At 72.3% G+C, this 20,549-nt stretch carries 16 protein-coding genes; 9 read left to right on the top strand and 7 right to left on the bottom strand.

Features of this window, described 5'->3' with window-relative positions; genetic code table 11:
• Positions 1–15: 15 nt before the first annotated feature.
• Positions 16–1,416 carry an NAD(P)/FAD-dependent oxidoreductase gene (locus ACFQQI_RS19105; RefSeq protein ID WP_378567227.1) on the top strand — a complete coding sequence of 467 codons (1,401 nt, stop codon included), beginning with the start codon at positions 16–18 and terminating at the stop codon, positions 1,414–1,416.
• An 11-nt stretch (positions 1,417–1,427) separates the two neighbouring features.
• On the opposite strand, the gene ACFQQI_RS19100 is transcribed toward ACFQQI_RS19105, so the two are convergent.
• Positions 1,428–2,975 (bottom strand): GMC oxidoreductase, encoded by a 1,548-nt coding sequence (locus ACFQQI_RS19100; RefSeq protein WP_378567224.1) that lies wholly within the window; start codon positions 2,973–2,975, stop codon positions 1,428–1,430.
• A 100-nt stretch (positions 2,976–3,075) separates the two neighbouring features.
• Positions 3,076–5,547 carry a LuxR C-terminal-related transcriptional regulator gene (locus ACFQQI_RS19095; RefSeq protein ID WP_378567221.1) on the bottom strand — a complete coding sequence of 824 codons (2,472 nt, stop codon included), beginning with the start codon at positions 5,545–5,547 and terminating at the stop codon, positions 3,076–3,078.
• A gap of 198 nt (positions 5,548–5,745) precedes the next feature.
• Between ACFQQI_RS19095 and zwf the strand changes: the two genes are divergently transcribed.
• Positions 5,746–7,149, top strand: a complete 1,404-nt coding sequence (zwf, locus tag ACFQQI_RS19090; RefSeq protein ID WP_378567218.1) for a glucose-6-phosphate dehydrogenase — start codon at positions 5,746–5,748, stop codon at positions 7,147–7,149.
• Here the strand turns inward: zwf and ACFQQI_RS19085 are convergent.
• Positions 7,146–8,063, bottom strand: a complete 918-nt coding sequence (locus ACFQQI_RS19085) for an aldose 1-epimerase family protein (RefSeq protein WP_378567215.1) — start codon at positions 8,061–8,063, stop codon at positions 7,146–7,148. The two genes, zwf and ACFQQI_RS19085, sit on opposite strands and share 4 nt — an antisense overlap.
• On the bottom strand, positions 8,060–9,922 hold the full coding sequence (locus ACFQQI_RS19080; RefSeq protein ID WP_378567212.1) for a glycoside hydrolase family 15 protein: 1,863 nt from the start codon (positions 9,920–9,922) through the stop codon (positions 8,060–8,062). Before ACFQQI_RS19080 ends, ACFQQI_RS19085 begins: the two co-directional genes overlap by 4 nt.
• 157 nt (positions 9,923–10,079) lie before the next feature.
• Here ACFQQI_RS19080 and ACFQQI_RS19075 point away from each other — a divergent pair, with 157 nt between their 5' ends.
• The 3 genes from ACFQQI_RS19075 (at position 10,080) to ACFQQI_RS19065 (ending at position 14,230) form a co-directional block, all read left to right on the top strand.
• Positions 10,080–11,510, top strand: coding sequence for a cytochrome ubiquinol oxidase subunit I (locus ACFQQI_RS19075; protein ID WP_378567209.1), 1,431 nt, complete (start codon positions 10,080–10,082; stop codon positions 11,508–11,510).
• Positions 11,510–12,538: a cytochrome d ubiquinol oxidase subunit II gene (locus tag ACFQQI_RS19070; protein WP_378567206.1), complete on the top strand. Its 1,029-nt coding sequence runs from the start codon at positions 11,510–11,512 to the stop codon at positions 12,536–12,538. Before ACFQQI_RS19075 ends, ACFQQI_RS19070 begins: the two co-directional genes overlap by 1 nt.
• Positions 12,539–12,628: 90 nt before the next feature.
• The gene (locus ACFQQI_RS19065) at positions 12,629–14,230 is read left to right on the top strand and encodes an MFS transporter (RefSeq protein WP_378567203.1); all 1,602 of its coding nucleotides are present in this window, start codon (positions 12,629–12,631) and stop codon (positions 14,228–14,230) included.
• Between the two features lie 7 nt (positions 14,231–14,237).
• Here ACFQQI_RS19065 and ACFQQI_RS19060 read toward each other — a convergent pair whose 3' ends face one another.
• Positions 14,238–15,578, bottom strand: coding sequence for an ATP-binding protein (locus tag ACFQQI_RS19060; RefSeq protein WP_378567200.1), 1,341 nt, complete (start codon positions 15,576–15,578; stop codon positions 14,238–14,240).
• A complete protein-coding gene (locus ACFQQI_RS19055; RefSeq protein ID WP_378567197.1) occupies positions 15,575–16,264 on the bottom strand; it encodes a response regulator transcription factor in 690 nt (229 codons plus the stop codon). Before ACFQQI_RS19055 ends, ACFQQI_RS19060 begins: the two co-directional genes overlap by 4 nt.
• A gap of 123 nt (positions 16,265–16,387) precedes the next feature.
• Between ACFQQI_RS19055 and ACFQQI_RS19050 the strand changes: the two genes are divergently transcribed.
• The 4 genes from ACFQQI_RS19050 (at position 16,388) to ACFQQI_RS19035 (ending at position 18,901) form a co-directional block, all read left to right on the top strand.
• Positions 16,388–16,711, top strand: a complete 324-nt coding sequence (locus ACFQQI_RS19050; protein ID WP_378567195.1) for a PepSY domain-containing protein — start codon at positions 16,388–16,390, stop codon at positions 16,709–16,711.
• A gap of 147 nt (positions 16,712–16,858) precedes the next feature.
• Positions 16,859–18,070 (top strand): MFS transporter, encoded by a 1,212-nt coding sequence (locus ACFQQI_RS19045; protein WP_378567192.1) that lies wholly within the window; start codon positions 16,859–16,861, stop codon positions 18,068–18,070.
• 52 nt (positions 18,071–18,122) lie between these two features.
• Positions 18,123–18,590 carry an SRPBCC domain-containing protein gene (locus ACFQQI_RS19040; protein WP_378567189.1) on the top strand — a complete coding sequence of 156 codons (468 nt, stop codon included), beginning with the start codon at positions 18,123–18,125 and terminating at the stop codon, positions 18,588–18,590.
• On the top strand, positions 18,587–18,901 hold the full coding sequence (locus ACFQQI_RS19035) for an ArsR/SmtB family transcription factor (protein ID WP_378567186.1): 315 nt from the start codon (positions 18,587–18,589) through the stop codon (positions 18,899–18,901). The genes ACFQQI_RS19040 and ACFQQI_RS19035 overlap by 4 nt, the downstream gene beginning before the upstream one ends.
• Positions 18,902–18,959: 58 nt before the next feature.
• Here ACFQQI_RS19035 and glnA read toward each other — a convergent pair whose 3' ends face one another.
• Positions 18,960–20,378, bottom strand: a complete 1,419-nt coding sequence (gene glnA / locus ACFQQI_RS19030; RefSeq protein ID WP_378567183.1) for a type I glutamate--ammonia ligase — start codon at positions 20,376–20,378, stop codon at positions 18,960–18,962.
• Positions 20,379–20,549: the final 171 nt, after the last annotated feature.

The following is a 20,549-nucleotide window of genomic DNA, read 5'->3' as shown; positions in this document are numbered from 1 at the left end:
ACGAAGGACACGGCGATGAGCTCATCCCCTGAGCGGCACCGCGTCGTCATCATCGGCGGCGGCTTCGGCGGACTGCCGGCGGCGAGGTTCCTGGGCCGCAGGGCCGTCGCGAAGCGCGGCGTCACGGTGACGATCGTCGACCGGCGCAACCACCACCTGTTCCAGCCGTTGCTCTACCAGGTGGCGACCGCCCTGATCCCGCCCGGCCAGATCGCGCCGGCGATCCGGCACGTCGTCCGCAAGCACGACAACATCCGGGTCGAGTGCGCCGAGGTGACCGACATCGACGTCGAGCGCCGCGTGGTCCACGCCAGCGTCCTGGGCCTCGAGGGGAGGGAGATCCCGTACGACAGCCTCATCGTCGCCGCGGGCGTCAACCAGTCGTACTTCGGGCACGACGAGTTCGCCCTCTACGCCCCCGGCATGAAGACGATCGACGACGCGCGCGAGCTGCGGCGGCGGATCTTCGGCGCGTTCGAGATGGCGGAGGTCACCGCGGAACGCGACGAGCAGGCGCGCTGGCTCACCATCGCGATCGTCGGGGCGGGGCCCACGGGCGTCGAGCTGGCGGGGCAGGTGCGCGAGCTCGCCGTACGCAGCCTGCGCGGGGAGTTCCGAACGTTCGATCCCCGCGCGATGCGCGTCGTGCTGCTCGACGGCGGCAACGCCCCGCTCGCGGTGTTCGGCGACAGGCTGGCGGCGAAGGCCGGCAAGGAGCTGGAGCGCCTCGGTGTCGAGCTGCGGCTGGGCGCCCGGGTCGTCGGGGTCGATGCCCGCGGGGTCGACTACACCGACAGCAGCGGCGTCACCCAGCGCCTCGACGCCTACACCACCGTCTGGGCAGCCGGGGTCGAGGCGTCCCCTCTGGGGGCGGTCGTCGCCAAGGCGACCGGAGCCGAGCTCGACCGCGCCGGCCGGGTCGCGGTCCGCTCGGACCTCAGCCTGCCCGGCCACCCGGAGGTGTACGTCGTCGGCGACATGATGGCGCTCGACAACCTCCCCGGAGTGGCCGAGGTCGCCATGCAGGGCGGCCTGCACGCCGCCAACTCGATCGTGCGTCGGCTGGACGGCGAGCCCGTGGTGCCGTTCCGGTACCGGGACCTGGGCAGCGCGGCGACGATCGGTCGGTTCCGCTCGGTCGTGGACTTCCGTGGCATCCGGCTCAGCGGCTTCCCCGGCTGGGTGGTCTGGGCGCTGGTCCACCTGACCTTCCTCACCGGCTTCGGCAACCGGATCAGCACCCTGCTGAAGTGGACGCGCTCGTTCATCGGGCGCGGCCGGGCGGAGCGCGAGTTCAGCGTGCTGCACACGGGCGGCGACCTGAGCCTGCCGGCGGACGTACGCGCGGTCGTCGAGCCGAACCCGCTCCCGCTCTACGACGAACGGGTCCGGGGCCCGGTGTCCAGGGACGGCTGAGCCGGCCCGGGTCAGCCGAGCCGGGAGATCAGGTGGTCGCCCACCCTGAGGGCGTTCGCCATCACGGTCAGGGCCGGGTTCACGGCGCCGATGCTCGGGAAGAACGAGGCGTCGACGACGTACAGGTTGTCGAGCTCGTGGGCCTTGCAGTCGGGGTCGAGGACGGAGCTCGCGGGGTCCACCCCGAACCGCACCGTGCCGGCCTGGTGGGCGCAGCCGGCGACCGGGACGTCGTTCTTCATGTAGATGTCGCGCGGTACGACGTGGTGCTTCAGACCGAGGTGATCGAGGTGCCTGGTCACCCGGTGGTAGAGCTGGTCGAGGGGCTCCCGGTTGTTGGGGGTGTAGCTCAGCCGGACGTTGCCGTCGTCGGCGAGGGTCACCCGGTTGTCGGGATCGGGGAGGTCCTCGGTGGAGAGCCAGAAGTCCACGGCGTGCCGGGCGACGTCGCTGAGGGCGAACATGGGCGCGAGCTCCGCGATCCGCTTCTCGCCGCGGTACATCGGCGCGGACGACTTGCCGACCATCTGCACGTTGCCCATCGGGAAGTCGAAGTCCTCGTCGCCGAAGTAGAAGTCGTTGAGGCCGAGGGTCTTCTGGAAGCGGGTGTCGTTGCGCTCCTTCGAGACCGCCAGGAAGGCGCGGCTGTTGTGGAAGACGTAGTTGCGGCCGACCTGGTCCGAGCCGTTCGCGAGGCCGGCCGGGTGTGGGTCGTTGGCGCTCGCCAGGAGCAGCTTGGCCGAGTTCGCGGCACCCGCCGCCACCGCGACGATGGAGCCGCTGAACCGATGCTCGACGCCGTCGACGTCGGCGACCACGGTCGTGACGGAGCGGCCGGACGCGTCGGTCTCCAGCCGGCGTACCTCGGCGTTGCGCACGAGCGTGACGTTGTCGTGCTCGAGCGCCGGCCGGACGGCGATGACGTCCGCGTCCGCCTTGGCGTGGACCAGGCACGGGAAGCCGTCGCAGGTCGCGCAGCGGATGCAGGTGCTGGACTCCGGGTGCGCCTCGTCGAGCATCACGCCGCACGGCGCGTGGAACGGGTGCAGCCCGACGGCCGCGAGTCCGTCGAACAGGTCCTGGATCCGGGGCTCGTGCGAGACGGGCGGGAACGGGTACGGCGCCGACGCGGGCGGCTCGGACGGGTCCTCGCCGCGCAGCCCGTGCACCTGGTACAGCTGCTCGGCCTGCGTGTAGTAGGGCTCGAGCACGTCGTAGCCGATCGGCCACGCCGGCGAGATCCCGCCGTGGTGCTTGAGCTCGGTGAAGTCGCGCTCCCGGAGACGGTAGAGCGCGGCGCCGTAGAACTTCGTGGCGCCCCCGACGAAGTAGTGGATCTGGGGCTGGAAGGCCTTGCCCTGATCGTCGTACCAGCTGTCGGCGGAGACGTAGCGGTTGTCGACGAACACCGCGGTGGCGTCCCAGTTCTCCGCCTCGCGGGGGAGCCAGTCGCCGCGCTCGAGGACCAGCACCCGCCGGCCGGTGGGTGCGAGCCGGTGTGCGAGCGTGCCACCACCCGCGCCTGATCCCACGATGATGACGTCGTACTCGTCGGGCATGGTCGCCTCCTCGGGACGGTGCTCGGCCAGCGTCGTCCGGCCGGCGGGTAGGCACATCGTCCCGACCGGATGACCTGGACCGGTGGGGAGAGGGATGGCGTCAGAGCAGGCCGAGCGACCGGGCCCGGCGCACCGCCTCGTTGCGGCGGGTGACCGCGAGCTTGTGCAGGATGTGGCGGACGTGGGTGCGGACCGTGTTCACCGAGATGAACATCGCCGACCCGATCTCCTGCGTGCTCAGCATCTGCTCGAGGTGCCGGAGGACCTCCAGCTCACGCTCGGTGAGCGCCACGTCGACGACCGGCTCCGCGCCGGGCCCGTTCGCGGGTGGCGGCTCGACGCGGTCGACGGGCGTCAGCCACGTGGCGCGCTCGGCGACCTGGGGGTCGGAGCGGATCACGGCGTGGACGGCCGACCCGGCGTGCACGAACGGTCGCCGCAGCCGCTCCGGCTCGGCCAGCCTCAGCGCCTCGAGCACCAGCGGTCGGCCGGCGGCGCCGCGCCCGCGGCCCCACTCGCGCTGCGCGGCGGCCAGGAGCGAGCGCACCCGCGCCGACGTCCCCGTCCGCGTCCTGCAGCGTCCGGCGCGGAGCCACTCCGGGCCCGACCCGTCCGTGGTGCGGCGCCGGCGCGTGGTCGTGCTCTCGCCGCGGTCACTCGTCGAGCGCGCCCGCAGCAGCGCCGCCACCGAGGCGAGCATCGGGTCCGCCCCCACCTGGTCGGCCCGGGACGCCTTGCCGAGCCAGTGGCGGGCGCGGGACAGCTCCTGCCGCTCGTTCGCCACCCAGGCCCGGGCGAGCAGCGCCGCCGGCGGCGTCGGCAGGTCGAGGTCGCGCGGCGAGGCGAGCTGCTCGACGGTCTCGGTGAGCTCGAGTGCGCGGGACAGCCGCCCTCGGCACGCCTCCACCAGGGCGAGCCTGGCCAGGCACTCGAGCCGTGGCTCGAGCAGGTCGTCGGCGGCGAGCAGGCCCAGGGCGTCGTCGAACAGCTCGCCGGCGGCGTCGAGGTCGCCGTCGGCCAGCCGGGCGGTCGCCTCGGCGATCTGGAGGACGGCGTACGCCGTGGGCGCGGCGGGTGAACCCTCGGGGAGGGCGTCGAGCTCGTGGCGCCCGGCGGCGACGGCGGCGAGGGCGGGGTCCACCTCGCCGCGCGCGGCGGCCAGCCGGGCCCGGACCAGCGCCGCCGAGAGCGCGAAGTCGTCCGGCACGTCGTCGCTGATGGTCGCGAGCCGCGCAGCGGCGTCGTCGTGATCGCCCCTCGCCAGCGCGACGGCGGCGTCGACGACGACCGTCGGCAGGTCGTCGAGACCTTCCTGGCCCCCGACGAGCCGCTCGGCCAGCCGGGACCCGGCCGGCGTGGGCAGCAGCACGTCGGCCATCGCGACCGAGCCCAGGAGGAGGTCGACGGCCTGCGGGTGGTCGCCCGCGCGCACCAGCTGGTCCACCACCGTGACCGCGTCGCCCGCCTTCGCCGACCACGTGGCGGCCCGCCGGTGCAGGTCGGCCGCCGCGCCCGGCCGGTCGTCGCGGAGCGACGCGTAGAGCATCCGCCTGGCGAGGGGATGAAGCCGGAACTCGTGCTCGTCCCGGCGCAGGAACGGCGCCCGGTGCGCGAGGTCGGTCAGGGAGGCGAGGTCCGCCCGACCGGTCAGCGCATCGGCGAGCGCCGGGCCGAACCCGTCCACGACGCTGAGCTGCCGCAGCACGTCCAGGTCGTCCACGGACAGCGCGCGGAGCACCTCGGCGCGCAGGTAGTCCGCGACCAGTGTCCCGGCCGGCTCCAGGCAGGCGTTGACGTCGCGCTCGGTGGGCTCCACGACACCGTGGTCCCGGAGGTCCAGGGCGACGAGCCGCACACCGGCGGCCCAGCCCTCGGTGCCGTCGGTGAGCGCGCGGACGGCACCCTCGGACGGGCGGAGGTCGTGCATCGCCAGCAGGGACGCGACCTCGGCGGCGCTCAGGCCGAGCGCCTCGGGACCGACCTCGGTCAGGCGGCCGTCGAGCCGGTACCGGTGGACCGGGAGGTCCGGCCGGGCCCGGGTCGTCACCACGAGACGCAGCCGGTTGCCGACGAGCTCGAGGAGCCGGTCCAGCTGCTCGAGGGCACCGGCATCCGTGAGCCTCTCGAACGCGTCGAGCACGATCGTCGTGGTCGCGGACGCGAGCCCCTCCAGCCCCAGGGCGAGGGAGTCGACGACCGCCGCGCCCGGGTCCTCGGGCCCCCGCGGCCACGCCTCGGGGCCCCAGTCCGGCAGCCGCGGTGACAGTGCGTCGAGAAGATGCCACCAGAAGACTCCTGGCCGTCCGTCGTCGTGAGCGAGGCTCAGCCAGGTGACGTCCTCCGTCGCCCTCGCCCACGTGGAGACGAGGACGGTCTTCCCCGCGCCCGCGGGCGCGCACACGAGGGTCACCTCGCTGGTCGCGGCCGCCGCCGCGAGCCGTGCGACGGCGGCCTCGCGGGCGACCAGGGGGAAGACCGGGACGGGTGGTCGCCGAGCCGCCTCCGGGACGATCGGCGGCCAGCGTGCCGCGCTCGCCCGCGACCGGTTCGGCGCCACCGCTCGCGCAGGCATGGTGTGCCTCCTCCCCGTCCGGACGGCGTCCGCCGACCGACTCTTCCGCTCCCGGGCTGGCCGGTCATCGCCCCGATGGTGTGAATCCGCGGCCCGCGCCAGCGGGCCGGAACTCATCCACGCGGGACGACGCGGGCCCGTCGCGCGGGCGCAATCGTGGAGCGACACCACGACTCATCCGCGACGAGAGGACCAGCGATGGCGAAGACCGACGCGGCGCGACCCGCCGATGTGCTCGTGATCTTCGGGATCACCGGTGACCTGGCCAAGGTGATGACCTTCCGGTCCCTCTACCGCCTCGAGGCGCGTGGCCTGCTCGACTGTCCGATCGTCGGGGTCGCCGTCGACGACTGGTCGGTTGAGCAGCTCGTGGAGCGCGCCCGCACCTCGATCGCCGGGACCGGTCAGGAGATCGACCCCGCCGTGTTCGACCGGTTCGCCGCGCGGCTCTCCTACGTGAGCGGAGACTTCAAGGACGGCGCGACGTACGCCCGGGTCGCGGACGCCATCAAGGGTGCCGCGAACCCCGTGTTCTACCTGGAGATCCCGCCGTTCCTCTTCGGCGAGGTGATCCGGATGCTGTCCGAGACCGGGCTCACCGAGTCCGCCCGCCTCGTGGTCGAGAAGCCGTTCGGCCACGACCGGACGTCGGCCACGGCGCTCGCCGAGGAGCTCCACGAGTACGTCGACGAGTCGCAGCTGTATCGGATCGACCACTACCTCGGGAAGATGGGCCTCGAGGAGATCCTGTACCTGCGCTTCGCGAACGCGATCCTGGAGCCGGTCTGGAGCCGCAACTACGTCGACTCCGTGCAGATCACGATGGCGGAGGACTTCGGCGTCGAGGACCGCGGTCACTTCTACGACCCGGTCGGCGCCCTCCGCGACGTGGTCGTCAACCACCTGATGCAGGTCGTGGCCGCGGTCGCGATGGAGCCGCCGTCGCGTGGTGACCCGCTCACCCTGAAGGAGGCGAACGTCGCGCTGCTCCGCGCCGTCGAGGAGGCCGACCCGGCCCACTACGTGCGCGGGCAGTACGACGGATACCGCGGCATCGACGGCGTGGCAGCGGACTCCGCGACCGAGACCTACGCCGCCCTGCGCCTGGACATCGAGAACTGGCGCTGGGCCGGTGTGCCGTTCTTCATCCGCACCGGGAAGCGCCTGCCGGCCACGCAGACCGAGGTCCGGCTGGTCTTCAAGCGCCCACCGCGTCTCGGCTTCGGGCCGCCCAGCCACCAGCCGGAGCCCAACCAGCTGACCATCCGGCTGGATCCCTCCACCGGCATCCGGCTCGAGGTCGACGCCCACCGCGCCGACGTCGCGCACGTCGGACCGGTCGAGATGCAGATGGAGTTCGCCTCCGCGGGCGGCGAGGGCCCCACGCCGTACGAGGTGCTGCTGCACGCCGCGATGCGGGGCGACAGCACCCGGTTCTCGCGGCAGGACGGCATCGAGGAGGCGTGGCGGGTGATGCAGCCGCTGCTCGACGCGCCGCCGCCGGTGCAGCCCTACGTCCCGGGCTCCTGGGGGCCCGAGGCGGCCGGTGCGGTGACCGCCGGGTTCGGCGGCTGGCGCGGGCCGTGGCTGGAAGGGCCCTAGGGGTCCGCGGGGGCCAGTCCCCAGCTGCCGGACCAGCCGACGCCCGGCGCGAGGTCGACCAGGTCGATGCCGGTCCGGAACGCGTCCGGGGGACAGGTCATCGGCTCGACGGCGACCGCCCGGCGCCGCCGGTCGGGCCGGCCGACCGCGTCGGCCGTGTAGACCATGAGGTAGCGGAAGGCCGCATCGACCCACAGCTCGACGCCGCGGCCGTCAGGCCCGGTCAGCCGGGCGCGGGCGCGGCCGTCGCCGTCGCGCCGGAGATCGCCGTACGCCGTGTCGAGCCGCGCGTCGCCGATCCGGCGTGGCAGTGAGAAGTCGTGGGGCGTCCCGTGGACGGGCAGCGGGGTCGGCCGGCCCGGGGCGTCGTCCAGGAAGCTGGCTGCGGGCACGTGCAGCGTCGTGTCGTCGACCGGCCCGCCACCCACGGCGAGGTACGGGTGGAAGCCCACCCCGAAGGGCGCGGGCTCCGTGTCGACGTCGACGGCGGAGAAGGTGACGGTCAGCCCGTCGTCGCCCAGCTCGTAGCGCACGCCCAGGTCGACCTGCCACTCGTAGCCCGGGCGGGGGTGCAGGGTGCAGGACAGCGAGACCGCCGCGTCGTCGTGCGCCACCAGGTCCCAGCCCAGCCACCGCACGAGGCCGTGGATGGCGTCGTGGCGGCCGGGCTCGTCGAGTGGGGCCTGGCACTCACGGTCGCCGTACCGGTACCGGCCGTCGGTGAGCCGGTTCGGCCACGGCGCCAGCACCTGGCCGCGCCCGTCGTGGGCCCGCTCGTGCGGGGCGAAGCCGTCGACGACGTCCCGGCCGTCGACCGAGTAGTGGCGCAGCGCGGCGCCGACCTGCGTGACCTCCGCTCGCGCCGGGCCGCGGATGATGACGTACTGCTCGCCGGACGGCCGGCGGTCGGTCACAGCGAGAGCTCCTCGCGGAGCTCGTCGAGGATGATGTGGCCGGCCGCCTGGATCAGCGCTAGGTGCGAGAACGCCTGGGGGAAGTTGCCGAGGTGCCGCGAGCGCTCGACCTCGAACTCCTCGGCGTACAGGCCCAGCGGCGACGCGATGCGCAGCAGCCGCTCCATCAGGCCGGTCGCCCGCGCCCGTTCGCCGATCGTGGCCAGGGCCGAGACCAGCCAGAACGAGCAGATCAGGAACGTGCCCTCCTTCCCGGAGAGTCCGTCGTCGGTCTCGTCGGTGCGGTAGCGCAGCACGAACCCGTGCTCGGTGAGCTCCTCGGCGATGGCCAGCACGGTGTTCCGGACCCGCTCGTCGGTGCCGGGCAGGAATCCGAAGAGCGGTGCGAGCAGGGTCGAGGCGTCGAGCGCGTCGGTGTCGTAGTGCTGGCGCAGCACGCCGCGGTCGCTGACGCCGCGGTCGAGGATGTCCGCCCTGATCTGGTCGGCGACCGAGCGCCACTCCTCGGACAGCGCCAAGTCGCTGCGGATCTCGGCGAGCTTCGCGGCGCGGTCGAGGGCGACCCAGCCCATCAGCTTGGACGAGACGTAGTGCTGCGGCTTGCCGCGTGCCTCCCAGATGCCCTGGTCCGGCTCCTGCCAGCTGGCGATCGCGCAGGACGCCTGGGTCTCGATCAGCGGCCACAGCCGGCGGGGGAGGTGCTGGCTCCGGCGCACGTGGAGGAGCAGCGAGTCGAGCACGGCGCCGTACACGTCGTTCTGCCGCTGGTCGAAGGCCCCGTTGCCGAGCCGGACCGGGCGGGCGCCCTCGTACCCGCTCAGCTCGTCGCGCGTCGACTCGGGCAGGTCCCGGCGCCCGTCGATGCCGTACATGATCTGGAGTGCGCCGTCGGCGTTCGGCTCCAGGTCGGCGACGAACTGCATGAACTCGTCGGCCTCCCAGTCCAGGTTCAGGTAGTGCAGCGCCTGCAGCGTGAACGTCGTGTCGCGGATCCACGTGTAGCGGTAGTCCCAGTTGCGCTCGCCGCCCGGGGTCTCGGGCAGGGAGGTCGTGAGAGCCGCCACCGTCGCCCCGGTCGGCATGTACGTGAGCCCCTTGATGGTCAGCGCCGACCGCTCGAGCGGGTGCCGCAGCGAGTGGTCGGGGATGCGGGCCCGCGCGAGCCACGAGCGCCAGAACCGGATGGTGGCGTCGATGCTCGCGACGGCCGCGGTCGCGTCCTCGGGCGCGACCAGGCCGTCCGCCCAGGAGAGCGCGCAGTACGCCGTCTCGCCCGTGGACAGCACGTGGCGAGCCCGCGCGGCGCCCGCCTCGATGCCGATCCGCATGTCGGTCGCCAGCCGGAACGACTGTCCCGCGCCGGTCGCGTCGGCCGCGTGGCCGTCCTCGTCGACCAGCTGCCACTTGGCCTGCTCGCGGCCGTAGTCGAACGCGGGCTCACAGACCAGCTCGATCTCGACCTCCCCGTCCAGGCACTCGACCGTGCGCACCAGCACGTGGTCGGCGTCGTCGTCCGCGGGCGGCCTGGTGTGGGGCGTCACCGTGTCCGGTCCGTGCCGAGGTCCCATGGTGAGCGCGTCGGTGACCCGCACCCAGCCGCGCGGCGTGTGCCAGGTGGTCGCGAGCACGTTCGTGCCGGGCACGTAGTTGCGCTGGGTCGGCACGTTGATGCCGTAGGGGCCGAACCGGAACGACCCGGCGCCGCGGTCGAGGATGTTGCCGAACACGCTCGCGGAGTCGAACGCCGGCAGGCACAGCCAGTCGACGGAGCCGTCGGGCGCGACGAGCGCGCCCGTGTGGCAGTTGGAGAGGAACGCGTAGTCGGCGATCGGGGGGAAGGGCGAGGTCTGCAGGCTCACGGTGCACACTCCTTGGTCGGGCCGCTCGTCCATGCTGGTCCGCCCTCGTGGACGGGGCATCACCCCTTCCAGATGACCCGCGGGACTCGTCCTCGGCGGATGATTGCGGGACGGGGCCCGCCGCCTAGGCTCGCCGCACCTCGAGGATGTGGTGCTGGTGAGCGACACCGTCGGAGCCCTGGTAGCCGTCGCGGCGGTCGACCCCGTGCCCTGGGCGCGGGGTCAGATGGCCTTCACGCTGGCCGCCCACATCATCCTGGTGCCGCTCGGTGTCTCGTGGGCGTTCATGACCCTCGTCGCCAACTACCGCGGCCTCCGGCACCGCGACGCCGACGCGCTCCGGCTCGCGCAACGGTGGTCGAAGTACATGGCGGTCACCTTCGCGGTCGGGGCCGTGACGGGCACCGTGCTGAGCTTCGAGTTCGGCCTGCTGTGGCCGAAGTTCATGGGGCAGTGGGGCGAGGTGTTCGGGGTCGCGTTCGGCTTCGAGGGCCTGTTCTTCTTCACCGAGGCGATCTTCATCGCCATCTACATCTACGGATGGCGCCGGCTCCGCCCGTGGGCCCACTTCTGGACCGGGGTCCCGATCGTGCTGGCCGGGATCTTCGGGAGCATCTCGGTGGTCGCGGCGAACGCCTGGATGAACGCGCCGTCCGGCTTCACCCTCGACTCCAAGGGCAACGTCACGGACGTCGACCCGGTCAAGGTGATCTTCAACGACGCCATGCCGCTCCAGGCGGCGCACATGCTGGTCGCCGCCTACCTCGTCGGCGGATTCCTCGTGGCGTCGGTGTACGCCGCGGCCATGCTGCGCGGACGCCGCGACCACTACCACCGCACGGCGTTCCTGATCGCCTTCACCGTCGCGGCGGTCGCGACGCCGGTGCAGATGGGCGTGGGCGACGCGCTCGCGCGGTGGGTCTACAACGAGCAGCCGGTGAAGTTCGCGGCGATCGAGATGGTCCCGAAGACCGACAGCCACGTGCCCGAGACCCTGCTCGGTCACCTGAACGACGAGGGCGAGGTGACCGGCGGGATCCCGATCCCCGGCCTGGCCTCGTGGCTGTCCGACCCGGGCACCGGCACCTCGACCGTGGTCCAGGGCCTCGACTCGGTCCCGGCCGACGAGCGTCCGACCAACCGTCAGGTGAACATCGTCCACCTCAGCTGGGACATCATGGTCGGGCTCGGAACCCTGCTGTTCCTGCTCTCCGCGTGGTACGCCGCGAGCTGGCTCTTCCGTCACCACGAGCCGCGCAGCCGGTGGTTCCTGCGGGCCGCGGCGTCGTCCGGGGTGCTGGCCGTCGTGTGCATGGAGGCCGGCTGGATCGTCGCCGAGGTGGGCCGCCAGCCGTGGATCGTCTACGAGAGGATGCGGGTCGAGGACGCGGCCACCGAGAACAGCGGCGTGTGGATCACGTTCATCGCGGTGGTCCTGCTGTACGCCGCACTCGCCGTCACGACGATCCTGGTGCTGCGCTCGATGACCCGCCGCTTCCGCAGCGAGGCGGCGTTCTCCGACGAGGACGCACCCTACGGCCCGGGTCCGGCGGTGCTCGCCGGGACCGCGCGGGACGAGGAGCCGTGATGAGCACGACCATCGCCCTGGTCCTGCTGCTCGCCATCACGGCGTACGCCGTGTTCGGTGGCGCGGACTTCGGTGCCGGCTTCTGGGACCTGACCGCGGGCAACGCCGAGCGGGGGCGCCGCCCACGCGAGCTGATCGAGCACTCGATCGGCCCGGTCTGGGAGGCCAACCACGTCTGGCTCATCTTCGTCCTCGTCGTCACGTGGACCGCGTTCCCCGAGGCGTACCAGTCGATCTGGCTGACGCTCTTCGTGCCGCTGACCATCGCGGCCCTCGGCATCGTGCTGCGGGGTGCGAGCTTCGCGTTCCGCAAGTCGGTCGACGTGATCGGCGCGAAGCGCGCGTTCGGTGCCGGCTTCGCGGCATCGTCGGTCCTGGTGCCCTACTGCCTCGGCGCGGTCGCGGGCGGGATCGCGTCCGGGCGGGTGCCCGCCGGCGGCCAGGCGGGGGACCCGGTCGACAGCTGGGTCAACCCGACGTCGGTGGTGGCGGGGGTCCTCGCGGTAGCGCTGTGCGCCTACCTGGCCGCCGCGTTCCTCGTCTGGGACGCGCGCGGCACGGGCGCCGACGACCTGGCCGAGCACTTCCGTGCTCGCTGCGTCGCCAGCGCCGTGGTCGTCGCCGGGGCTCTCGGCGTCGGAGCACTGGTCGTCCGCGACGACGCGACGTACGTCTGGGACGGGCTCACCTCCCGGGCCCTGCCGGTGGTGATCGTCGGCGCGGTCTGCGGCTTCGGCGCGCTGGTGCTCCTCGTGCAGGGTGCCGCGCGGGGCGCCCGGCTGCTGGCCGCCCTGGCCGTCGCGGCCGTCATCGTGGCGTGGGGCGTCGCCCAGTGGGACTACCTGCTGCCGACGAGCCTGACCGTCTCGGACGCGGCAGCGCCGACCGGCACGTTGACCGCGCTGCTGGTCGCGGCCGGGCTGGCCGTGCTGCTGATCGTGCCGGGGTTCGTGCTGCTGTACGTGCTGGACCAGCGGCGGCTGCTGCCCGACGAGGGCGTGGAGGAGGTCACCGGTCACCGGGTGTGAGCCAGTGGTCGTTGTCATCCGCGGCGGGTGAGTCGCGCCTGCACACACCGTGGAACGCTGCGACGAGGACACCGCCCCGAGGGAGGGCCCATGGCGTCGAGCCCGTCGCGCACCGAGCCGGTCGAGGCCGGCACCGCTCCCGCGCGGGCTCCGCTCGTGCTCCTCACGCTGATCGTCGTGGCGGCGGTCGCGAACCTGAACCTCTCGGTGGCGAACGTCGCCCTGCCCTCGATCGGCGCCGCCTTCGACTCCTCGCAGACCGTCCTCAACCTCATCGCGGTCGCCTTCTCGCTCGGCCTCGCCGCCTCGGTGCTCTACCTCGGGGCGATCGGTGACCGCCACGGCCGCAAGCTGATGCTCGTCATCGGGCTCCTGCTGTCCATCCCGGCCAGCCTGCTGGCGGCCTACGCCTGGACCGACACCGTGCTCGTCGTCGCCCGGGTCATCGGCGGGTTGGCCGCCGGGATGGTCTACCCGACCACGCTCGCGCTCATCGCGGCGCTCTGGTCGGGGCCGCCGCGGACGAAGGCGATCGCGCTGTGGTCGGCGCTCGGTGGCGCGATCGCCGCCCTGGGACCGGTCGCCTCGGGGCTGCTGCTGGAGCACTTCTGGTGGGGCTCGGTCTTCCTGATCACCGTCCCGCTGGCGGTGGTCGCGCTCGCGCTGGCGTGGTTCCTGGTGCCGGCCCACGCGCAGGAGTCGACCGAGCCTGTGGACAACCTGGGCGGCGTGCTGTCGGTGGTCCTGGTGGCCAGCCTGGTCCTCGCGATCGACTTCGCGCCCGTGCCCGGGAAGGGCGCGCTCGTCCTCGGGCTCGGGGTCGTGGCGGTCGCCACGACGGTGGCGTTCGTGCTGCGCCAGCGGCGTGCGGCCAACCCGCTCTACGACCTGCACGTCGCCGGTCGGCGGATCTTCTGGGTCGCGGCCTGTGCCGGCATCATCGTCTTCGGATCCCTGATGGGCTCGATGTTCATCAGCCAGCAGTACCTGCAGAACGTGCTCGACTACAGCACGCTCGAGGCAGGCACGGCGTTCCTCCCGGCGATCGTGCTGATGGTGCTGGTCGCGCCCCGCTCCGCCAAGCTGGTCGAGTCGCACGGGTCGCGGACCACGCTGCTCGCGGGCTACGTGTTCCTGGGGGCGGCGTTCCTGTGGATGTTCTTCCTGTGGGGCGAGGGCAGCAGCTACTGGGAGATCGGCCTCGCCTACGCCTTCATCGGCATCGGCGTCGGCTTCGCCGGCACACCGGCGTCGCACTCGCTCACGGGAGCCGTGCCGGTCCACCGCGCCGGGATGGCCTCGGGGACCGCCGATCTCCAGCGCGACCTCGGCGGCGCGATCATGCAGTCGGTGTTCGGTGCGCTCCTGACCGCCGGCTATGCGAGCTCCTTCAGCGCCGCGATCGCCGCCGACCCGAAGGGTGACAAGGTCTCGACCGCGGTCCAGTCCGAGCTGACCAAGTCCTACGCCAGTGCCGAGCAGGTGGCCGAGCAGCACCCGTCGTACGCCGACCAGATCACGGCCGCGGCCAGGGAGGCGTTCCTCGACGGCGACGACCGCGCGTACGCCGCCGGTGCCATCGCGATCCTGGTCGGTGCCGTGCTCGTCTTCTTCTGGTTCCCGCGACACCGGCAAGAGCAGGAGCTGCTGGCGTCGTACCGCGACGCCGACGAGCCGCGCACGGTCGCGTGAGCCCCGGTCACGACGGGGCGGGGAGCTGCAGCCGCAGGGTCGTCCCGTCGGGCACGTCCACGAGGTCGAGCCGGCCCCGGTTGCGCTCGGCCAGGCCCCGGGCGATGGGGAGGCCGAGGCCGCTCCCGCCGCGGGACCGCGACGTCTCAGCGTGGTAGAACCGGTCGAAGATCCGCTCGCGGTCCGCGCGGTCGACACCCGGACCGTCGTCGTGCACGGTCAGCTCCGCCCACCGGTCCCCGGCGTCGACGCCGAGCGTCACGACCTCCCGGGCGTGGGCGACGGCGTTGTCGAGCACGTTCCGCACCACCCGGCGTACGTCGTCCGGGTTCGCGTACGCCGGGGCCGCGGACACACCGGACGTGTCGATGTCGACCCGGCCGTGTCCCCGGGCGCGGGCGGCCTCCTCGAGGACGAGGCTGTCGAGGTCGAGGAGAGCTGGGGCGCCGGCGACGTCGGCGTCCAGGGACGCGACGACCAGCAGGTCGCCGACGAGGTGCTCCATGTCGCTGGTGGCGGCGAGGACCTCGTGGCGGAGCTCGTCGGGGTCGATGCTCGCGGGGTGCGCGAGTGCCACCTCGAGGGCCACCCGCTGCGCCGCCAGCGGGCTCTGCAGGTCATGGGAGACGTCGGCGACGAACTCGCGCTGGCGCTGCGCCGCCGTGTCGAGGCGCTCGAGCATGGCGTTCATCGTCGCGGCGAGGCGGCCGACCTCGTCGGCGACGCCGTCGCCGGCGACCCGGGTGTGCAGGTTCTGCTCCGAGATCCGGTCGACCTCGGCCCGGATGCGGTCGAGCCGACCGAGGGCGCGGCCGAGGAGGAGCCAGAGGACGACGCCGAGGACGCCCACGACGACGGGCACCCCGACCCACAGCGCGCGACGGAGCGCGGCGGAGGCCTCGCTGACCGACTCGAGGCTGTTGCCGACGTACACGGTGACGGTGCCGTCGGGGCTCGGGCCGCCGGCGTACCAGAACCGGTACGTCTCGGTCTCGCTGTCGTCCGGCGCCTCGAACGTGCTCGTGCGTGGCTCCGGTCCGGCGGCCAGGTCGGCGACGGCGGGTTGCCCCGCGATGTTGGGGGAGGCGGCGACGACGCTCCCGTCCGGCCCGACCACCTGGGCGGCGCCGTCGTCGTCGACGTTGCGCAGGGTCCGGGGGAGGTCACCGGTGCGCGCGAGGGCGAGGAGGTCGTCGACGCGCGAGCGGGAGAGCTGGTCGGACGCATTCGTCAGCCGGCTCTCCAGGGTGGTGATCAGCAGGACGGCGCCGACGGTCAGGAGCACCGCGACGACGCAGGTCCCGAGCGCGGTGGCGCGGGTGCGCAGGCCGAGGCGCGGGCGAGTCACGTCGGATCCTGGTGCTGGTCGTCGACGAGCCGGTACCCCACCAGGCGCACGGTCCGCAGCGAGCTGCGGCCGAAGGGCTCGTCGATGCGTTGGCGCAGCTGCCGGACGTACACCTCGACGATGTTCGGGTGGCCGTCGTACGCGAAGTCCCAGACGTGCTCGAGGATGGCCGACTTCGGCAGCACCTCTCCGGGGTGCCGCATCAGGAACTCCAGGAGGGAGAACTGACGCGGCGTCAGCTCGACCGGGGTGTCGCCGCGCCAGAGGCGGTGCGCGGCGGGGTCGAGACGCAGGTCGCCGACCTCGAGCACCGCGGGACGCTCGTGCCCGCCGCGGCGCAGCAGCGCCCGCAGCCGGGCGGTGAGGACCATGAAGGAGAACGGCTTCGAGAGGAAGTCGTCGGCGCCGGCGTCGAGCGCCCGGGCCTCCTGCTCCGGACCCGAGCGAGCCGTCAGCATGAGGATCGGCGTCCAGTCGCCGGCGTCCCGGCGCCCGGCGCAGAGCGCGTCACCGGCCAGGCCGGGGAGCATGATGTCGACGACCATCGCGTCGTAGGAGTTCTCCGCGGCGAACCAGTCGCCGTCGGTGCCGGTGAGCGCGACGTCCACGGCGTACCCCTCCGCCTCGAGGCCGCGGCGCAACGCTGCTGCGAGCTGCTTGTCGTCCTCGACCACCAGGATCCGCACCCTCTCACGATCCCACCGCGTCGCTGAACCTCCGCTGAACCGCTCCTGAAGGCGTCGTTCAGGCTGCCTTCAGCGCGTCCCGTGCAGGCTGGTGACGACAGCACCACGAAGGAGATGAGTCCGATGCGCAAGCGAGTCGCGATTGCCGCAGCAGGCGCCGGGGCCGTCCTGGCGGTCACGGCCGGCGGCGTCGCCGTCGGCACCAGCGGTGACGACGGCCCGGTCAGCCACCAGTACACCCAGGAGCAGGCCGACGCCGCGTCCGAGGCCGCCCTCGAGGCCACCGGCGGCGGCACGGTGAACAGCGTCGAGACCGACGACGAGAACGGCGCGACCTACGAGGTCGAGGTCACCAGGCCGGACGGTACGACGGTGGACGTCCGGCTGGACGAGCACTTCGAGGTCGTCGTGATCGAGGGCGACAGCGAGGACTCCGACGGCAGCTGAGCGCGGCAGCCGTGCGAAACGGGGCCGTCCTACGTGGGACGGCCCCGTTTGCTCTCGACCGGTCGACATCCAAACTGCAACACGGAGGTTGCAGAACTCTCGAGGAAATGCAACTCTAGAGTTGCACTCCACGAGAGAGGATCCACCATGACCGACCGCAGCCGAACGGGGACCGGAACCTCGCGGGTGATGGCCGTGCTCTTCGCAGGCGCGTTCGTGATGGGCTCCGCGGAGGAGCTCGTCTACGGCATGCTCGACCTGGTGTCCGAGGGCCTGACCATCTCGATCCCGGCCGCCGGCAACCTCGTCACGGCCAACGCGCTGGGCCTGATGATCGGAGGACCGGTGCTCGCCTGGCTGACCGTGCGCCTGGACCGGCGCACCGTGATCGTGGCGTCGATGACGGCGTTCGTGGCGCTCAACCTGGTGCCCGTCCTGATCGACGCCTACCCGCTCATCATCGCCGCTCGCGCGCTGCTGGGCGCCGTACAAGGGGTGTTCATCGCCGCCGCCATCACCACGGCCACCTCCCTCGCGCGACCGGACCGTGCCGGTCGGGCCATGGCCCTGGTCATCTCGGGATTCGCCACCGCCAGCGCCCTGGGCCTGCCGGCGTTCACCTATCTCGGCCAGCAGCTCGGCTGGCGCAACTCGTTCCTGACCATCGCCCTGGTCGGGTCGCTCGTGCTGGCCGCGTCGGTGGCCCTGCTGCCCATGGTGCCGACCGCGCCGGAGAGCCTGGGCGCCGGCCAGGTTCGCCAGGCGTTCGCGCCTCGGGTGCTCGCCGTGCTGGTGCTCTGCGGACTGGTCTTCGCAGCCGTCCAGGCAGCCATGACCTACCTGGTGCCGTTCCTCGGCGAGGTGACCGACATCAGCGGCACGGCCGTGACCCTCTACCTGCTGCTGTACGGCGTCGCCGCGGTCGGCGGCTCGGTGGCGGGCGGGCGATTGGCCGACGCGAACGCCGGCCGAGCCCTGGTCGTCGGCACGCTCGCGCTGACCGCCTCCCTGCTCGCCATGGTCCTCCTCGGCCACCACCCCGTCTCGATGGCAGCGACGGTGCTGTGCGTCGGACTGTGCACCGGCACGGCGCCGTCCCTGCAGCACCGCGTCGAGACGCTGGCCGGGCCGGGAGCGCCGCTGGCCGCCTCGCTGCCGGCGTCGGCGGTCTACGCCGGGATCGCGGTCGGCGCCTGGGGCGGTGGCGCGGCGATCGACGCCGCTGGACCCCCGGCCGCCGTCCTCGTCGGTGCGGCCATCGCGGCGGCGGCCGTCATCACCGCCGTGGCCACCCGGCGCCTACAGCCGGCGTCGCCCGAGGTCGGCGCACCGCAGGCGCGGGAGCCGATCCCCGTCTGACGACCGCCGCCCGGCTCGTCGGGACCACCCACCCAGAAGGGACGCAGAAGACATGACCGTCAACCCCCCAGCCATCGCCGACCACGGCACCTTCACGGTGCGACGCACCATCTCCATCGCGGCGTCACCCGACAAGGTCTGGGCGGCGATCACCGAGCCCGAGCACGTCTCCCGCTGGTTCGGGCGGCTCACCCTGACCGGCAGCACGGTGGGTTCGGCCGGCAGCATCGCCTGGCCCGATCAGCCGCCGGTGCCGATCCGGATCGAGGCGATCGACCCGCCCCGCACCATCACCTACCGGTGGTGCAACGGCTCCGAACCACACCGAGAGCTCGACGAGGCGACGTCCACCGTCTTCACCTTCACACTCGTGCCGGCGGCCGGGGGAACCGAACTGACAGTGGAGGAGTCCGGCTTCGAGGCGGCCCTCGACCCGGGGGTCCAGCTCGAGGAGCATCGCCAGGGCTGGGACGGCGAGCTCGACAAGCTCGTGGCGCTCCTCGAAGGGCCCGACCGATGACCGACACGCTCGTGCCCGTGTTCGCAGCCCTGGGAGACGAGAGCCGCTGGGCCATCCTCCAGATCCTCGGTGAGGGCGACGCGTCCGCCTCCGCCCTCGCCGACCGCCTCCCCATCAGTCGACAGGCCATCGCCAGGCACCTGGGCGTCCTGCAGGAGGTCGGGCTCGTCACCCATCACCGCGTCGGTCGTGAGATCCGCTACCGGGTCCTCGGCGGCACGCTGAGCGCCACCGCGCATCGACTCGAGGACATCGGCACTGCCTGGGAGCAGCGCCTCGAGGCGATCAAGGACATCGCCGAGGGCCTGTGATCGACCAAATGACGATGGCCCCGGGGTGTCCCCGGGGCCATCGGCATCAGCTCACGACCTAGATGTCGTAGTAGAGCTCGAACTCGTGCGGGTGCGGACGCAGCTGCACGGGGGCGATCTCGTGGGTGCGCTTGTAGTCGATCCACGTCTCGATCAGGTCGGGCGTGAAGACGTTGCCGACGGTGAGGAAGTCGTGGTCGGCCTCGAGCGCGTCGAGGACGGCGCCGAGCGACGTCGGGACCTGGTCGATCTCGGCCATCTCGTCCGGCGGGAGCTCGTAGATGTCCTTGTCGATCGGGGCGGCGGGCTCGATCTTGTTCTTGATGCCGTCGACACCGGCGAGCATCAGCGCGGAGAACGCGAGGTAGGGGTTCGCCGACGGGTCGGGGAAGCGGGTCTCGATGCGCTTCGCCTTCGGGTTCGACCCGGTGATCGGGATGCGGACCGACGCGGAGCGGTTGCGCGACGAGTAGACGAGCGAGATCGGGGCCTCGAAGCCGGGCACCAGGCGGTGGTAGGAGTTCACCGTCGGGTTGGTGAACGCCAGCAGCGCCGGGGCGTGCTTGAGGATGCCGCCGATGTACCAGCGGGCGAGGTCGGAGAGGCCGCCGTACCCGGTCTCGTCGTAGAACAGCGGGTCGCCGTCCTTCCAGAGCGACTGGTGGACGTGCATGCCCGAGCCGTTGTCGCCGAAGATCGGCTTCGGCATGAACGTGACGGACTTGCCGTTCTCCCACGCCGTGTTCTTGATGAGGTACTTGAACTTCATCACGTCGTCGGCGGCCTTGAGCAGCGTGTCGAAGCGGTAGTTGATCTCCGCCTGGCCTGCGGTGCCGACCTCGTGGTGGGACCGCTCGACGAGGAGGCCGCAGGCCTCGAGGTTCTTCACCATCTCGTCGCGCAGGTCGCCGTAGTGGTCGTACGGCGCGACCGGGAAGTAGCCGCCCTTGAAGCGCGTCTTGTAGCCGCGGTTGTCGCCCTCCTTGCCCGAGTTCCACCAGCCCTCGACGGAGTCGATGTGGTAGAAGCCCTCGTTGGCGGAGGTGGAGTAGCGGACGTTGTCGAAGATGTAGAACTCCGCCTCGGGGGCGAAGAACGCCGTGTCGGCGATGCCCGTGGTCGTCAGGTAGGCCAGCGCCTTGCGCGCGATGTTGCGCGGGTCGCGGGAGTAGGCCTCACCGGTGATCGGGTCGTGGATGAAGAAGCTCAGGTTCAGCGTCTTCGCGGTCCGGAACGGGTCGACGTACGCCGTGGACGGGTCCGGGAACAGCGCCATGTCGGACTCGTTGATCGCCTGGAAGCCGCGGATCGACGATCCGTCGAAGGCCAGGCCGTCCTCGAAGACGGACGCGTCGAACGACGACACCGGGACGGTGAAGTGCTGCTCGATACCGGGCAGGTCGACGAAGCGCACGTCGACCATCTCGACGCCCTCGTCCTTGATGAACTTGAGCAGCTCGTCGCTGTTCTGGAACATTCGTCCTCCTTGGCTGCACGGATGGGCAGCCGGCGTGGTGCTTGTACGACGACCGCAGCGACGCTGCCACGGGCGGGATGTCCGCAACGTATGCACGGGCAGTTTCTCGACCGTATCTGGTTTGTTTCCGGCATGTAACAGATGCCCGGTGGGCGGTCGGCGTCCCGAGCG

This window comes from Nocardioides sp. GCM10030259, assembly GCF_042666375.1.
Taxonomy (GTDB): domain Bacteria; phylum Actinomycetota; class Actinomycetes; order Propionibacteriales; family Nocardioidaceae; genus Nocardioides.
This window is presented reverse-complemented; position numbering and strand designations above follow the sequence as displayed.

Coding starts and splice junctions, on each gene's coding strand:
- ACFQQI_RS19040 (WP_378567189.1), top strand. CDS start 18,123: ATGACCGTCAACCCCCCAGCCATCGCCGACCACGGCACCTTCACGGTG.
- ACFQQI_RS19070 (WP_378567206.1), top strand. CDS start 11,510: ATGAGCACGACCATCGCCCTGGTCCTGCTGCTCGCCATCACGGCGTAC.
- ACFQQI_RS19065 (WP_378567203.1), top strand. CDS start 12,629: ATGGCGTCGAGCCCGTCGCGCACCGAGCCGGTCGAGGCCGGCACCGCT.
- ACFQQI_RS19045 (WP_378567192.1), top strand. CDS start 16,859: ATGACCGACCGCAGCCGAACGGGGACCGGAACCTCGCGGGTGATGGCC.
- ACFQQI_RS19105 (WP_378567227.1), top strand. CDS start 16: ATGAGCTCATCCCCTGAGCGGCACCGCGTCGTCATCATCGGCGGCGGC.
- glnA (WP_378567183.1), bottom strand. CDS start 20,378: ATGTTCCAGAACAGCGACGAGCTGCTCAAGTTCATCAAGGACGAGGGC.
- ACFQQI_RS19035 (WP_378567186.1), top strand. CDS start 18,587: ATGACCGACACGCTCGTGCCCGTGTTCGCAGCCCTGGGAGACGAGAGC.
- zwf (WP_378567218.1), top strand. CDS start 5,746: ATGGCGAAGACCGACGCGGCGCGACCCGCCGATGTGCTCGTGATCTTC.
- ACFQQI_RS19050 (WP_378567195.1), top strand. CDS start 16,388: ATGCGCAAGCGAGTCGCGATTGCCGCAGCAGGCGCCGGGGCCGTCCTG.
- ACFQQI_RS19100 (WP_378567224.1), bottom strand. CDS start 2,975: ATGCCCGACGAGTACGACGTCATCATCGTGGGATCAGGCGCGGGTGGT.
- ACFQQI_RS19095 (WP_378567221.1), bottom strand. CDS start 5,547: ATGCCTGCGCGAGCGGTGGCGCCGAACCGGTCGCGGGCGAGCGCGGCA.